This is a genomic window from Bacillus sp. FF-1 (genome assembly GCF_028548245.1).
In the GTDB taxonomy this organism is placed as follows: Bacteria; Bacillota; Bacilli; order Bacillales; family Bacillaceae_G; genus Bacillus_A; species Bacillus_A paranthracis.
Genome location: NZ_JAQQGG010000001.1, coordinates 631648 through 645898, shown reverse-complemented (window position 1 = coordinate 645898; position 14251 = coordinate 631648). Strand labels below are relative to the sequence as shown.

At 33.4% G+C, this 14251-nt stretch carries 16 protein-coding genes; 7 read left to right on the top strand and 9 right to left on the bottom strand.

Features of this window, described 5'->3' with window-relative positions; all coding sequences use genetic code 11:
* Positions 1-205 precede the first annotated feature (205 nt).
* Genes PQF83_RS03460 through exsE form a run of 4 tightly spaced genes read left to right on the top strand, consistent with a single transcriptional unit; the run spans position 206 to position 3150 of the window.
* Positions 206-688, top strand: a complete 483-nt coding sequence (locus tag PQF83_RS03460) for an RNA polymerase sigma factor (RefSeq protein ID WP_001195469.1) — start codon at positions 206-208, stop codon at positions 686-688.
* On the top strand, positions 685-1128 hold the full coding sequence (locus PQF83_RS03455) for a hypothetical protein (RefSeq protein ID WP_000972367.1): 444 nt from the start codon (positions 685-687) through the stop codon (positions 1126-1128). The genes PQF83_RS03460 and PQF83_RS03455 overlap by 4 nt, the downstream gene beginning before the upstream one ends.
* Positions 1121-2191: a hypothetical protein gene (locus PQF83_RS03450; RefSeq protein WP_001039081.1), complete on the top strand. Its 1071-nt coding sequence runs from the start codon at positions 1121-1123 to the stop codon at positions 2189-2191. The genes PQF83_RS03455 and PQF83_RS03450 overlap by 8 nt, the downstream gene beginning before the upstream one ends.
* A complete protein-coding gene (exsE, locus tag PQF83_RS03445; RefSeq protein WP_001261402.1) occupies positions 2188-3150 on the top strand; it encodes an exosporium protein ExsE in 963 nt (320 codons plus the stop codon). The genes PQF83_RS03450 and exsE overlap by 4 nt, the downstream gene beginning before the upstream one ends.
* A gap of 30 nt (positions 3151-3180) precedes the next feature.
* On the opposite strand, the gene PQF83_RS03440 is transcribed toward exsE, so the two are convergent.
* A complete protein-coding gene (locus PQF83_RS03440) occupies positions 3181-4428 on the bottom strand; it encodes a DUF445 domain-containing protein (protein ID WP_000058287.1) in 1248 nt (415 codons plus the stop codon).
* Positions 4429-4584: 156 nt separating this feature from the next.
* Positions 4585-5916 carry a D-serine ammonia-lyase gene (locus PQF83_RS03435; RefSeq protein WP_000675900.1) on the bottom strand — a complete coding sequence of 444 codons (1332 nt, stop codon included), beginning with the start codon at positions 5914-5916 and terminating at the stop codon, positions 4585-4587.
* 149 nt (positions 5917-6065) lie between these two features.
* Between PQF83_RS03435 and PQF83_RS03430 the strand changes: the two genes are divergently transcribed.
* Positions 6066-6611, top strand: a complete 546-nt coding sequence (locus PQF83_RS03430; protein WP_000427635.1) for a helix-turn-helix domain-containing protein — start codon at positions 6066-6068, stop codon at positions 6609-6611.
* A gap of 50 nt (positions 6612-6661) precedes the next feature.
* On the opposite strand, the gene PQF83_RS03425 is transcribed toward PQF83_RS03430, so the two are convergent.
* From PQF83_RS03425 to PQF83_RS03405, 5 genes are all read right to left on the bottom strand, one after another.
* On the bottom strand, positions 6662-7342 hold the full coding sequence (locus PQF83_RS03425) for a prolipoprotein diacylglyceryl transferase family protein (protein ID WP_000454864.1): 681 nt from the start codon (positions 7340-7342) through the stop codon (positions 6662-6664).
* 17 nt (positions 7343-7359) lie between these two features.
* A complete protein-coding gene (locus PQF83_RS03420; RefSeq protein ID WP_000733159.1) occupies positions 7360-7914 on the bottom strand; it encodes a TlpA family protein disulfide reductase in 555 nt (184 codons plus the stop codon).
* Between the two features lie 56 nt (positions 7915-7970).
* The gene (locus tag PQF83_RS03415; RefSeq protein WP_000871912.1) at positions 7971-8783 is read right to left on the bottom strand and encodes a M56 family metallopeptidase; all 813 of its coding nucleotides are present in this window, start codon (positions 8781-8783) and stop codon (positions 7971-7973) included.
* A gap of 4 nt (positions 8784-8787) precedes the next feature.
* On the bottom strand, positions 8788-9201 hold the full coding sequence (locus tag PQF83_RS03410; RefSeq protein WP_000495066.1) for a BlaI/MecI/CopY family transcriptional regulator: 414 nt from the start codon (positions 9199-9201) through the stop codon (positions 8788-8790).
* 107 nt (positions 9202-9308) lie between these two features.
* The gene (locus PQF83_RS03405; protein WP_001983153.1) at positions 9309-9707 is read right to left on the bottom strand and encodes a DUF3942 family protein; all 399 of its coding nucleotides are present in this window, start codon (positions 9705-9707) and stop codon (positions 9309-9311) included.
* A gap of 393 nt (positions 9708-10100) precedes the next feature.
* Here PQF83_RS03405 and PQF83_RS03400 point away from each other — a divergent pair, with 393 nt between their 5' ends.
* Positions 10101-10799, top strand: coding sequence for a peptidase E (locus PQF83_RS03400; protein WP_061184843.1), 699 nt, complete (start codon positions 10101-10103; stop codon positions 10797-10799).
* Positions 10800-10854: 55 nt separating this feature from the next.
* On the opposite strand, the gene PQF83_RS03395 is transcribed toward PQF83_RS03400, so the two are convergent.
* On the bottom strand, positions 10855-12264 hold the full coding sequence (locus PQF83_RS03395; RefSeq protein ID WP_000804168.1) for an MATE family efflux transporter: 1410 nt from the start codon (positions 12262-12264) through the stop codon (positions 10855-10857).
* A gap of 98 nt (positions 12265-12362) precedes the next feature.
* Positions 12363-13127 (bottom strand): DUF2087 domain-containing protein, encoded by a 765-nt coding sequence (locus PQF83_RS03390; RefSeq protein ID WP_001280289.1) that lies wholly within the window; start codon positions 13125-13127, stop codon positions 12363-12365.
* Positions 13128-13815: 688 nt separating this feature from the next.
* Between PQF83_RS03390 and PQF83_RS03385 the strand changes: the two genes are divergently transcribed.
* A complete protein-coding gene (locus tag PQF83_RS03385; protein WP_000669080.1) occupies positions 13816-14238 on the top strand; it encodes a PH domain-containing protein in 423 nt (140 codons plus the stop codon).
* Positions 14239-14251: the final 13 nt, after the last annotated feature.

The following is a 14251-nucleotide window of genomic DNA, read 5'->3' as shown; positions in this document are numbered from 1 at the left end:
TTCTCTTTACCATTTTTTCACACCTTTTTTCATCTAGCCCCCTTCCTAAAAATATATTATTCTTTTTTTACAACATGTGTAGGGTGACTTATCATTCTTTACGTCTATATAATAGAATGCGTCAAAAAGGAGGGAGAGACCCATTGAGGAAAAACAATTAATTGAAAAAGCACAGCAAGGAAGCGAACATGCTTTTCGTATCCTTGTGCAAACATATCGTCATTATATTTTTCAAGTTATCTTTTCTATTTTAAGACATGAAGAAGATGCGAAAGATGTTACACAAGAAGTATTCGTAAAAATTCACGCCTCTCTCCCAAATTATCAATTTCGCGGATTAAAAACGTGGATGGCGCGTATTGCCACCAATCACGCTATTGATTATAAGAGAAAGAAAGCTAGAGAAAACGAAGAGCTCTCTTTATGTAAAGAAACTGAGGAAAATATAAAATCCTCTCATAATATTGAGGCTTTATTATTGACGAAAGAGCAAAAATTACTCATTGCTCAAAAACTGAGAGAACTTCCCGATAATTACCGTGACGTCGTTCTCGCACATTACTTAGAAGAAAAAAGCTATCAAGAAATTGCTTTACAGGAAAACATCGAAGTGAAAACAGTCGAAATGAAACTGTATCGGGCAAGAAAATGGATTAAAAAACATTGGAAGGAGGAAGAGTTTCTATGATGCATTATTCAAAAGAAGATTGGCGCAATTATACATTAAATGTTATAGAAAGCAATGAACGTGAATCTATGGAAGAACATCTTTATGAATGTGATCATTGTTTAGCACTTTATATGGAAAGTATTGATGAACAACAGGAAAACCTTCCAATGATAAATGATGATTCATTTACGAACGAAGTTATGACGCAAATTAATTTTGAAACGCTACAACCTAATGAAAATATAAAAACAAACTCACTAAAGCGCACCATCGTTCACTACATAATTGCGACTGCGGCTACAATTATTTTTATGGTAAGTGGTTTATTCCAATATATTTTCACAGCGACATCAAATTTCGAGAAATCTTCAAAACATAACGAGTCTTCTATCTCACAACAAATTGTAAACAAATCGGTAGACACATCAAAAAAGGACGGAGGTTCAAAGCATGAATAAAAATCCCTTTTTAGCACTTGTATTAGGGCTAATTCCTGGGCTTGGACATTTATATTTAAAGAAGTTTGGACGGTTTATTTTATATGGTGGAGGAGCTTTATTACTATTTTCCATTGCAGTTTTTTGCGTAGTAGAATTAATAGCGCGCGAACTTGCTTTTCTTTCTCTATTTTTACTAGCCGTGTTATGGGTGGTCAACTTACTAGATTTAGTTATCACAATTATTAACCAATCGAAAAAACAAGCAACCGGAGAATTGACAGAGTCCTCTAAAGAGAGCGAACGATTTTATATCATTCTTCTTTCCATCATCCCTGGACTTGGTCATTTTCAATTAGGACTTATGCAACGTGGCCTTACATTTTTAGTAGCTTGTACAGGAATCGGAAGTATGATCATTTTCGTTGCTCTTTTAACATCTCAAGAAAGTTTTCTTATCTTTCTCATGACGTTACCTGTTTTATGGATTTATAATTTCTTCGATGTTGTTCAGCAACTCCAGAAAAAAGAACGTGGTGAGCAATTAATTGATCGTACCATTTTCGAAGATTTTGAAGAGCACCGTGAACAAGGAAAAAAAAGTAAAACATTCGCTTCTATTTTAGCGATGTTTCCTGGAGCAGGACATATGTATTTAGGCTTACAGCGCCGTGGTCTTCAGCTTATGGCAGCCTTTTTACTTTCAATATATTTGCTCGATTTATTAAGACTTTCAGCGTTTTTATTTTTAGTACCCATCATTTGGTTCTATAGCTTTTTTGACGCTTTACAACAAACTGCAAAATATGGAAAAGAACGTGTAAATGATGAACCTATCATTGATTATTTTATCAATCATCAAAGGTGGATCGGTATTGGATTAATTACACTCGGTGGTTATTATTTATTAGATCAAACAGTCCTTCCTATTTTGAATGATTACTTCGCAAGTATATTTAACATTCATCTTAGCGAGCTGTATTATCGCTATTTCCAAACATCTATCGTTGCACTCCTCTTAATTGGTGGCGGCTTTAAATTATTACTTGGAAATAAAGAAAATAAAGGTGGTACAAAAGAATGAGAACATGGCGCGTTGGAACATTTTCAATGGGGCTTTCTATTATTGCATTAGGTTGCTTCTTACTATTTTCAGTTATAAAAGGTACTGAGGTATTAGATTCCTTAACAGCATGGTGGCCTGTTTTACTTATTATACTTGGCGTGGAAATTTTACTTTACCTACTATTTTCTAAGAAGGAACAATCATTTATTAAATATGATATTTTTAGTATTTTCTTTATCGGTGTTTTAGGAAGTGTTGGCATTGCTTTTTACTGTTTATTATCAACTGGATTGCTAGAAGAAGTTCGCTACGCCATTCATACAACTAGACAAACGAACACGATTCCAGAAAGCAAACTTAGCATTCCTGAATCTATCAATAAAATTGTCGTAGATGCAGGTACAGACAACCATCCTCTAACGATAGACGGAAGAAACTCAAATGAAGTTAGCCTTCTTGGAACATACGAAATGACAACAAAAGGAAATGAAAAACCAAATTTAAAACAAGAAGATTTTCTTTCAGTTCAAACGACCGGAGAAACAATGTATATAACATTAAAGTCGTTACCGTTTCATCAAAGACTGTTTGGTCATGAACCACGCGTAAAGCCGACACTTGTACTACCGCAAACGAAATATGTAGAAATTCGTGCTTCTAATCGCGATCTTTCTCTTTATCCAGGTCAATTACAAAACAATTGGTTTGTACAAGAAAGCTCAGGTGTATCTGTTCATTTAATAAAAGAAAGTGACATCTCTCTAACAGCAGTAACAAACCAAAAAGAAGCTATCGGAAATACACCTTGGGAACACGTAGAAGATTTAACGAAAAAAGAAAATAATTCTTCAGAAGAAAATCCAGAATTAAACGGGCAAGAACATTGGTATAAAAATTCGATTAAAACCGGGAATGGAACGTACAAGTTAAATATTGAGAAAGCTTACAATTTAAATATGAGCGTTATTGAAAAATAAAAAACCTTCCGCAATTGCGGAAGGTTTTTCTCATATAATCGCTTTAATTCCCTCTAACACTAAGCCAATCATAAATCCGCAAACAGCTCCGTTTACTCGGATCCATTGCAAATCTTTACCGACGTTATTTTCAATCATTTCAATTAACGTTTTATCATCTAACTTATCAAGATTTTCTTGCACAAGCTTTCCGATTTTCGAATGGTTATTCTCAACAAGCTTCACAACTTGTTTTTGTAACCAATCTTCTATTTTTTGAACAGTCACTTCGTCATCTTTTATTTTATTCATTTGTTTTTGTAAAAATGGAATAACATACTTATCTGCAAATTCTTCATTGTTTACAAAGGCAACTGCTTTTTGCTGCACTTGTTCCAGCATCTCTTTAATTTTGTCAGTACCATCCCAATTGGCAATCCACTTTTCTTTCCATTTTTCTAATTCCTGTAGCAACGCTTCATTTTCTTTTACATTTATAATTTCTTGACGAATTTTCGCTAATATAAGTTGTCTCGTGCTATTATCAGCATCTTGTAAGCTGCTAATATTACTAATAATAAACTTCTGCAAAATACCGCCAATTTTATCTTCATCTACAATATTCATAAATGATTTCAAAGTAAACTGCAAGAATCCATCTACTTTTATATTTTCCATCGCCTTCATACCTAAGCTTCCGAGTTGGTAACGCGCTTCATCTTGCGCTGTCCAGTCTTTCACTTTTACTAATATGTAATCAAGTGTCTTTTCATCATATTCTTGCACAACTAATTGATCAACAAGCACTTGTAAAATGTTACTTGTATTCATTGTGTGCAAATATGTTTTTAATTCTTTTTCAATAATAACCGCTAATTTTTCCGTATCTATTGAAACAATCGCTTTCTCCGCAATCGTTACAATCCCTTTTTTCACAGCATCAGACTGCATTTCTCTCTCTGCAATTTGCAGCACCATTTGTGCTAATTGCATTTCTTTTACTTTATTCGTAATACTTTCTTTCGTTAGCCACTCATTTTCTAACGTATTGATGAGCCCTTTCGTTACTCGTTTACGGTTTTTCGGTAACAAAGCTGTATGCGGAATTGGAATTCCCATCGGGTGACGGAATAATGCTGTAACTGCGAACCAATCCGCAAGTCCACCAACTAACCCAGCTTCAAATCCACCTTGAATAATCTCACCAGCTACCGACCCTTGAAAAGGAATAGAAGCCGCAAAACCTACCCCCATAACCCCAAGCGAAATACCCGCTATATATTTAGTCTGTAATGACATCGTATACACATCCTCTTATTATGTAAAATAAAGCTTTTTTGTTATATTTATTCGATCTTAGTAATCCTTTATATCTATACTATAAAGAACATATGTGAAAATAACAAAGATTTTTATGTACATGAAAAAATGAGACTATAACTAGCCTCATTTTCCTTACAGTATTAATTCTAAACCTTTCTTATAATACCCATTCATCACATCTTCTGGAACCATACTACCGCCAGTTCCCCACACAATATGAGTACCTTTCTTCATCTTCTCTGTTAACTGTTGTTTTTGTAAATAATCATCTTCTGCACATACTTTCACTGGTCCTATCATACCAGCTAATGCAGAAGGCTCTAAATAAATCTTTTCCGTATCAGCTAGTTCTTTTAATAATCTATATAACTCTTCATCACTTACTGTGTAATTTCCACTCAAAAATGGTTCTATCGTTTTACCGACAAATCCAGACGGTCTTCCTACCGCTAGTCCGTCCGCGTCTGTTACATTATCAATCCCGATATCTTGAACGGCAATTTTATCATGAAGTCCTGTCATTAAACCGAGTAACATGCATGGAGAATGCGTAGGCTCGGCAAAGAAACAGTGTACGTTGTCTTTATACAATAACTTTAAACCAAATGCGACTCCGCCAGGCCCGCCCCCTACTCCGCATGGTAGATAAACGAATAAGGGATGTTCTTCGTCTACTACAATCTCTAACTCGTCTAATTGTTTTTGTAAACGCGAGGCTGCGACTGCGTATCCTAAAAATAAATCATGCGAGTTTTCATCATCTACAAAATAACAGCTAGGATCAGCATCTGCTTGCCTTCTTCCTTCTTCTACAGCTTTACTATAATCAGCTTCATATTCAATAACATTTACACCTTTGCTTCTTAATAAATCTTTTTTCCATTGTTTCGCGTCTGCTGACATATGAACCGTTACGTTAAAACCTAGTTTCGCACTCATAATCCCAATGCTTAGCCCTAAATTCCCTGTTGAACCGACCGCAATTGAATATTTGGCAAAAAACTCTCTACATGTATCACTATCTAAAATGGAATAATCATCTTCTTCTGTTAACATACCATGCTGCAAAGCTAATTGTTCAGCATGTTTCAACACTTCATAAATGCCGCCTCTAGCTTTAATTGATCCTGATATTGGGAGATGGCTATCACATTTTAATAATAATTCTCCTAAAATAGGTTGCTTGTAATGTTTCTCTAAAGCTTGTTTCATAGAAGGGATTTTCAATAAAGGTGATTCAATGATGCCTTTCGTCTCTTTCGTTTCAGGAAAAACTTTCGCAATGTATGATGCAAAACGCTTTAACCTCTCTTCCGCATCTTTTACATTCTCTTCATTCAGTGACGAATCTTTTATTGCCGTTTCATACTTTTCCATGTTCGGATTCACCCAAAACACTTCTTCTGTTGCGATTAATTTATTTAAGAGTGGATATCCCTCTTTTAATTTCTCTATTCCCTTCATTCTCTTCCTCCTCATCACCTTGTAGCTTACGATTTAATAAATTATAATTAAATTAATTTTAATATAGTTTAACATAAATTTTTCACTTTAGTTAATTTTAATTTAATTTATTTAAATATAATTTAATAATTAGTAAGGAGATTTTCATTATGGAAAATATAGATATTGGTAAAAAAATTGAAAAACAAAGAAAAGAAAAAGGTTTAACGAGTAAAGAACTTGCAAAGATGGCTGATATTACACCATCTATGTTAAGTCAAATTGAGCGTGGATCTGCTAACCCTTCTATCCAAACATTAAAAGTACTCGCTAAAGCTCTTGATGTTCCAACATTTAGCTTTTTACTTGAAGATACAAATACAGACGATTTAATTGTACGTTCTCATAAACGAAAAAAAATGATTATCGATAATTTATCATATGAAATGCTATCACCTGATTTCACAGGAAATTTAGCAACAGCAATTATGACCATCCCGCCGAATACAGCTTCGTCAGAAAATGTGCTAGAACATAAAGGTGAAGAATTAGCATATGTATTAGAAGGGAAAATCACATTACATTTAAATGAAGAAGAGTACATATTAGAAACGGGTGATAGCGTAAAAATACCCGCTTATTTAAAACATAAATGGGTAAATCAATTCGAGAAAAATGCCATTGTTTTATTTTCTGTTACTCCGCCGATTTTTTAATAGATGTAATAAAAATAGCCACGTGCGGATTCCTCCGTACATGGCTATTTTTATCTTTTCGGCACGAACAAAATCCCTAAACTCATAACACAAAAACTTAGTATTTGCTGCATCGATAAACCAAATAGAACCGAATTCTGTTCACTAACAAGCGAAATAATAATATGAGCAAACCCCTCAATAATTAGAAAAACACTTATATTCTTTCCATTTCCAAGCCTTTCATTTTTCATCCATAACAAGCCCACTATACAAAGAGCCAGAATGATCTCGTATACGAATATAGGATGATATAAAAAATTAGATTCATATACTTTCACACCCCAAGGCAATGTCGTTTGTACTCCTACTTTTTGGTGGAATAGAAAATAAAAAATAATACTCATACATAGCGCAATAGGTAATGCATCAAGTAAAGTACGAAGCGAAAATTGCCCCTTTTTACTTTTCGAAACAATGTATACACTTGCAATTATGCATCCTACTACAATATGTTTCGTACTTCCTATAGCTAATAATGCTTGCAGTGGCGACCTAATAGCCCATACTGGATTTAAAATTGCCGGTGCAAATTTCCATACAAATACGATGATAAGAAAAGCATTTGTTACTGCATCCATCATTTTTTCATATGGTACACTTTCGTTCTTCATCTTTCGTTTCATCAACATAAATCCAAATAAACTTCCAATTATAAGAGATACGGGTTGTAACCTCACGATCCACTCCATCACTATGAAATCCCCTCTTAACTCTCAATTAATTTCTTGAATTTCTCTTCTAATTGATCTGGAGGTAGTACGCCTCGTACTTGCTCTACGATAATTCCATCTTTATTAACAAAAAATGTCGTTGGTAAAGAAAACACTTTATAATCTAATCCGGCTACTCCGTCCATATCTAGTAAAACAGGAAACTTAAATCCGTGACGATCCGCAAAAGCGCTCGCTTCTTGCACTGGATCTCCTATTGTTGCATTTACCGCAAAGATTTCAACATCCTTTTTATATTTATCATACATACGAACTAAGTCAGGTGCCTCCATTTCACATGGACCACACCATGATGCCCAAAAATTAATAAGATATGGTTTACCTTTTGCATCATTTAACGAATACAGCTTCCCGTCTAATCCTTTTAATGTTATGTCTGGTGCTTTAAATCCTACTTGTGGTAATACTTCTGTTTTCTGTAATTCCGCTTGTTTCGCTTTTCTTTCTTTTTCTTCTTTCTTTGCATTATAAAAATTAACTCCGGCCCAAATTAGTGCTCCGGCTAGTATAATAGCAATTAGTTTCTTCACTTTTCTTCCTCCCAAAACACTACATAAAGTAGTGTTAATTCTTAAAAAAAAAGAGGCTATATGCACTCTCCGACAATCAGTACAACCGACATACAGAATAAACCTACTGTTACATATACCGAATTCGTATGTAACGGAATAGTAAGCTTAACAACTTTTTCATGTAACACTTGCTCAATTCGTAAATTTATTGCTGTTTTTGCAAATGAAGCTGTCACACATCGGTTTTCCATTGCCTTTATTTTAATTAATTTTAATAACGCGCTACCTAACTCAAACGAAGACTCCATTTTTTGCATCGCATATTTATCAGCAGCTAGCTCCTGATACGTGTGATACCGCTGTAACAATCCTTTTAATATCGGTATGTACATCATTCCTTCTGCTAATAACGTAAAACAAAATAATTTTAGCGGATCTCGATTGTTTTGATGATATTCTTCATGAAAAATAATCGCATCCATTTCTTCATCTGAAAATGTTTGAAGCATCCCTTCTGACACGACAACTTTCGGACGAAATAATCCAATTGTAAATGCCGCAACTTCCGCAGTCGGCAATATATATATTTGTTTTCCTTTTCGAACGAAAGGAATAAGTACTTTTTGTAATCTTTTAGTATCAAAAAATTGTCGCCACATTCTTTTGCACACGATAAACAATGTAAGTAGTAGAAATCCAGCGATTATAATACGAATGAGCGATAATTCTTTCATATGTTTTTCTAACTGAAACAAGCAAAAATTTGAAAGAAAGAACGCCTTATTTTGAAAAAGAAATGGATATGTAACGTAATACACTAACATACTGAAAAAGACGGTACTAACAATTATTGCTAACAATACGATTTTATGCATTTGCCATTTCATTTCATTAATCCTCTTTTTTTAACTGACTCAATCTATCTTCTAACTTTTTTATTAAAGTCGGATCAACCTGCTCTAACTCATCTAGCATATGATTTACAACTAAATCTCCAAATTCCCCCATTAATTCCTGCGTCATTTTCTTCGTTTGATTAGATAAGAACTCTTCTTTTGTTTGTACAGCACGATATATGCCACTTCTTTTCACAGTCTGCTTTTCTAAGTGTAATTTCTCTACTAACCTGTTCATAACTGTCATAACGGTATTAAAATTCACAGGTGATTCTTCACTTAATTTCTGCTGTACTTCTTTAATCGTAATACCCTCGCTAGACCAAACAATCTCCATAATTTTCGCTTCAAGCGGTCCAAAGAAATGATTTAACCCTTGCTCATTTAGCTTATAGTTTTGAGTAAACATCATGCGTCTCCTTTCACACTACGAATTGTAGTATAAATTAATTGAAAGGTCAAACGTAGATGATATATACGAAAATGAACTACCTATAAATACATAGGCAATTCCATTCATTTTAAACCTAATTTTTCTCCAAATGTATCAAAGAGATACTGCTCTAATATTTGTACACTAAACTTCTCATTACGTCCAAGTGCAAACAATTCCCGATCTTTCGCTACGATCGTATCTAACGGGATAACGACATTATCCACTATTTTTGTAATTTCAATGATGTTACTTTTTACATTTACCTCTGTTTTAAATTCAATGTTTTCTAATACGATATGCGAGCGTCTTCCTGATGCAAAAAAAGTAAAGTTAGGATTTTTATAAATACCAATTTCACTCTCTAGCGGATATAAATACTGAAAAATGATATCTCTATGTCCATCTTTTATTATTTTTTCATCCTTCTCATCATCCAAGTATTCCTTCACCTTCGTTGTAAATTCGAATCGAAAATCCACTTTTCTCACGCTCCCTCTTTGTATTTTTATATTAAATAAATATATTGAAATAATTTTACCATATTGTAATACAAGTTCCTATTAAAAGTAAAAACTCATTTGTAAAATCTCTATTATTTCCGATTCCTTTTTAAAGGATAAGTACTCATTCAATATGAATACATGCTTCTTTATATCCATTTAAACATATTGTTTCCATATTTTGAAACAATAGTATGAAGTATTATATATTAATAAATTGTTTCTAATTCATTTCTCAATATAACCAGCCTTTGCTTTACTATTCCGATATATTCAAACTATATTTTCTACTTAATCATTACATCGCAGAAGGAATGTAACTCTCTTCTATCGAATTTTTATATAACGAAAATGATTAGGTGGTGCTTTACTATGAAATTAGCTGTCATTGGTGGCGGTGATTTACAAGATTCAAATCACTCGCCTATTAATGAGCGACTTATAGAATTAACAAATAAACAGTATCCGAAAGTATTATTCATTCCTACAGCTAGTCATGATGATGAAAGCTATATAAAATTATTTTTAGACACATTCGAAAAACAATTACACTGTGACGTACAAATTTTACGTATTATAGCCGATACACCTTCTAAATATGAAATAGACGAAATGATTCAGTCTGCTGATTTAATTTATCTCAGTGGCGGAAACTATATTCAAATGATTTCAGAATGGAAAGAACATAAGCTCGATGAAAAATTACTATTGGCTCTGCAGCAAGGAACGCTCATTGCAGGATACAGCGCTGGTGCTATGTGCTGGTTCACATCTAGCATCCGCTCAGATTATGAAGGTTCCGGTTATATAGAGAGCAACGGCTGGGGAATTGTGAACAAAAGGTTTTGTCCACATTATAATCAATTAAATAGAATGAACGCCTTCCATTCCTTTTTACAAAATCATCAAGGGAATATAGAAGGCATTGCACTAGAGGATAATTGTGCCTTATATATTACAGAAGAATCTTTTGAAATTATCGGTGAACCAGAAAAAGCGTGGGAGTTTTATATGAGTGATAACAAACTCATTAGACAACATTTTGATATTACTTTAAAAAGCTATTTGTAACCTACACTTACAAAAAATGTCCCTAAGTATAATAACTTAGGGACATTTTCAATATTTAACTCACTAATCGTGTAATTCGTTTCTTCTGCCATGAAAGCTTATAATATGCATATTGTAGTATTAAACTGACAATAAACGCTGCTGGGTACCCAATCCATATCCCTTCTATGCCAAGACTTGTATGGTAAGAAAGGTAATACGCTACAGGTACTTCTACAAGCCATATTGATACGACGCCGATAACAGTTGGCCATAATACTGTACCACTCGCTCGCATTGTCGCACTAATAATTTGCGCATGCCCGAAAATTAAATAACTCCATAATGTAATCATAACTAGGCTATGAGCAATTTCAATTGTAGTTTGACTCGTTAAAAATAGTGATAGAATGTCTCTTGAGAACAAGTAAATGAGAGATATTAGCACACCACCGATGACGTAGTTCATAATAATTCCGGCCTTCACAACTTTCTGCAATCGATCAAATTGATTCGCACCAATTGATTGGGCAGCAAAAATGGAGACTGTAATACCAAGACTAACTGCTGGCATTTGCACATAACTTGCAACTTGGTTCACAACGCCATAAGCTGCTGTTGCATCCGAACCGTAACGATTTACAAACGCGATTACCGCAATTTCTGATAATGAAACTAATATCATATTAATACTCGCTGGAATACCAAGTCGTAGTAAAAGCTTTAATAACCCCCAATCCATTCGAAGATATTTCCTTACCGTACTATCTAATTGTAGTGGGTGATTTTTTTTCTTTAAATACACTAACATGACAATAAACGTAATAACTGTAGATATAACAGAAGCATAGGCTGCTCCATACACATCTAATTTTGGAGCACCTAACCATCCAAAAATAAGGATTGGTAATAAGATCATATTTAGCGCTGTACTTACAATTAAAAAGTAAAATGGCGTTTTAGAATCTCCTGTACCTCTCATAAACGTTGTGTATGCGAAATATAAAAATAAGATTGGCATCGATATAAATAAAATACGTGCATAATGTACACTTATTTCAATAATATTTTCTGGCGTCCCCATAAGGCGCATAATATCCATTGCAAAAATACTACCTACTATCGCTAACACAACTCCAATAATAAAGGTAAATGTTAGCGTCGTACCAACAATCGCTTTTAAACGATCTTCGTTTTTTGCCCCAAACGCCTGACCTATTAAAATAGAACTCCCTGAACCAATACCAATTACGAATGAAACGAGTAAGAAAAATAGAGGAAAGAATGCCGATATGGCCGCTAAATCATTCACTCCAAGCCATCTTCCTACTACTACCATACCGAATAATTGTCCAACTGATTGTAGTACATTACTTAATAGTAACGGTACTAAAAACATGGACATCGATTTCCAAATCGGTTTACTCTCACTTTCTAACTTATGTGACTCCGCACCTTCTTTATTGTTATTTGTAGGTGGTTTCAAATTTCATTTCTCCTTTTATTAAAAATCTGTTTTTCAACTTCTATCTCTTTGTATAGTTGTTATAACGATGTGCTTCTATTCATTTTCTTGTCCCTATATTATAACTTCACCCAATATTGGCTTCCATCAGCTGTTCTATCTAAAAACCCGTATTCGATTAAATATCTTCTCAAAGTTACAAAATCCGGATATACGCTTTCTATAATAGCATTTACTTCTTTTTCAGTGTACTTTTTATGACTATCAAACTTCGTCACTAAATGACGTAATATAATTAATTTACGCTTTTGCTTTTTTGGAAATTTAGAAAGCGGTCCATCTAATCCCTCTGTAAAATGCGTTTTTAACACTTCATCATTTTCTTCTTCTGTAATATTGTAACGATCATCTACCATCGTTGCTGTTCTATGAATGGGTACAAATTTCGTTTGTACTTTTGATTTTTCTTCTGACAGTTCCATTAACGCTAAAAACACTTTCGCTTGCTTCATTTTCTCTCGAAGTGTAAACCGATGATTGCGGATGGTTGAAGTACTTCCGCCATCCATCTCTTTCACAATCTCTTTATCATTCAGCCCCATATGGAAAAACTGAACCATCTTCTTTTGCAAATCCGTTAAACCCGTATACTTCTTATCAAGGTTTAATAAATAGTCAAACATAGATGTATGTTCGTTTTGCACATGCAATTGTACAAACTTCTCTGCTTCATACAAAACTTGATTATCTTGATAAATAACACCCTTAATAAACGTTTCTCCACAAGCTAAACAAATATACTCTTCCGTTTCCTCATCAAACACATACCCTTTTTTCAATTCCTCTACCGACGCATCCCAAAACTTCTCTGAAATATCGCTCATACTAAACACTCCTTTAAAATGTCCGTTTTAAAATAAACAAATTTCAATAACGTTTATTATCACTTCATCATCTTAACATAAACGAAATAAACATTTCAATGTTTCGTTTACCTATTTTTCAAACCTTTATAAAAAATGTCTATAAAATATTCTTTGAAAAGGACATGAAGCAATAAAAAGCGAATGTATTTAATAAATAAATTACGATAGGATGTGAAACAAAACATGACTATTCTGCACGACCCTTGGTTTACTGTTAAACAAATTGCCCAAAATACATATGCAATTAGTGAATATGGACATTGGGAGAAAGTACATTCAATTTTAACTAAAAAAAGGTGTTTCCGTATAAGAAAACACCTTTTACTTTTTATATATTCTATTTAAAGTCTCAACTAAAACCTTACTTGCTTGTACAAATGTATGCTTTCGGTTTCTATCTTCAACAAATGTATTAGCACAACTCCCCATAATCATCATACAACTAATTATGACTAACACTATCTTTCTATTCTTGTAAGTCACTTCATGCCACTCCACTATTACAAAACTTCTTTTGAATGTATCCCATCAAGAAATTTTACATGAATAATAAAACGTGTGAATATGCAATTATGCATATTCACACGTTTTATTACAATGTTATGATTTAATTTAGTTAAAGTACACGTATACCGAGGTGACTAACTTGAAATTTAAAGCGAAAAAAAATCCATTTCACGTCATTTTTATTACATTATTTATCATGATTTTTTTCATTTCACTATTTTTCCAAAATGAAAATTCTATTTTTTTCACCCTCATGATGCTGCTAAATATCGTGAATCTTTCTTCATTCTATTTCTCTCACTACAACGTAACAGAATCATCTCTTTTCGTAAAACATGGTTTCATACTACGTACTGAAATTCCCTTTGAAGATATTCGCCACATTAAATACTCTGGTAAAAAACTTCATTCAAAGAAATGGACTAGACAGCAATTAGAAATCCATTATAATTTATTCGACTCTGTGACAACTTTCGTACCACAAGAAGAAGAAAAATTCATTGCACTTTTAAAAGAAAACTGCCCACATATGAAAATATTGAATATGTCTGCTAACAAATAATATATTTTGGCAT

Excerpts from the sequence above, each read along its gene's own strand:
- PQF83_RS03455 (WP_000972367.1), top strand. The coding sequence starts at position 685 with ATGATGCATTATTCAAAAGAAGATTGGCGCAATTATACATTAAATGTT.
- PQF83_RS03450 (WP_001039081.1), top strand. The coding sequence starts at position 1,121 with ATGAATAAAAATCCCTTTTTAGCACTTGTATTAGGGCTAATTCCTGGG.
- exsE (WP_001261402.1), top strand. The coding sequence starts at position 2,188 with ATGAGAACATGGCGCGTTGGAACATTTTCAATGGGGCTTTCTATTATT.
- PQF83_RS03440 (WP_000058287.1), bottom strand. The coding sequence starts at position 4,428 with ATGTCATTACAGACTAAATATATAGCGGGTATTTCGCTTGGGGTTATG.
- PQF83_RS03435 (WP_000675900.1), bottom strand. The coding sequence starts at position 5,916 with ATGAAGGGAATAGAGAAATTAAAAGAGGGATATCCACTCTTAAATAAA.
- PQF83_RS03430 (WP_000427635.1), top strand. The coding sequence starts at position 6,066 with ATGGAAAATATAGATATTGGTAAAAAAATTGAAAAACAAAGAAAAGAA.
- PQF83_RS03425 (WP_000454864.1), bottom strand. The coding sequence starts at position 7,342 with ATGGAGTGGATCGTGAGGTTACAACCCGTATCTCTTATAATTGGAAGT.
- PQF83_RS03415 (WP_000871912.1), bottom strand. The coding sequence starts at position 8,783 with ATGAAATGGCAAATGCATAAAATCGTATTGTTAGCAATAATTGTTAGT.
- PQF83_RS03410 (WP_000495066.1), bottom strand. The coding sequence starts at position 9,201 with ATGTTTACTCAAAACTATAAGCTAAATGAGCAAGGGTTAAATCATTTC.
- PQF83_RS03400 (WP_061184843.1), top strand. The coding sequence starts at position 10,101 with ATGAAATTAGCTGTCATTGGTGGCGGTGATTTACAAGATTCAAATCAC.
- PQF83_RS03390 (WP_001280289.1), bottom strand. The coding sequence starts at position 13,127 with ATGAGCGATATTTCAGAGAAGTTTTGGGATGCGTCGGTAGAGGAATTG.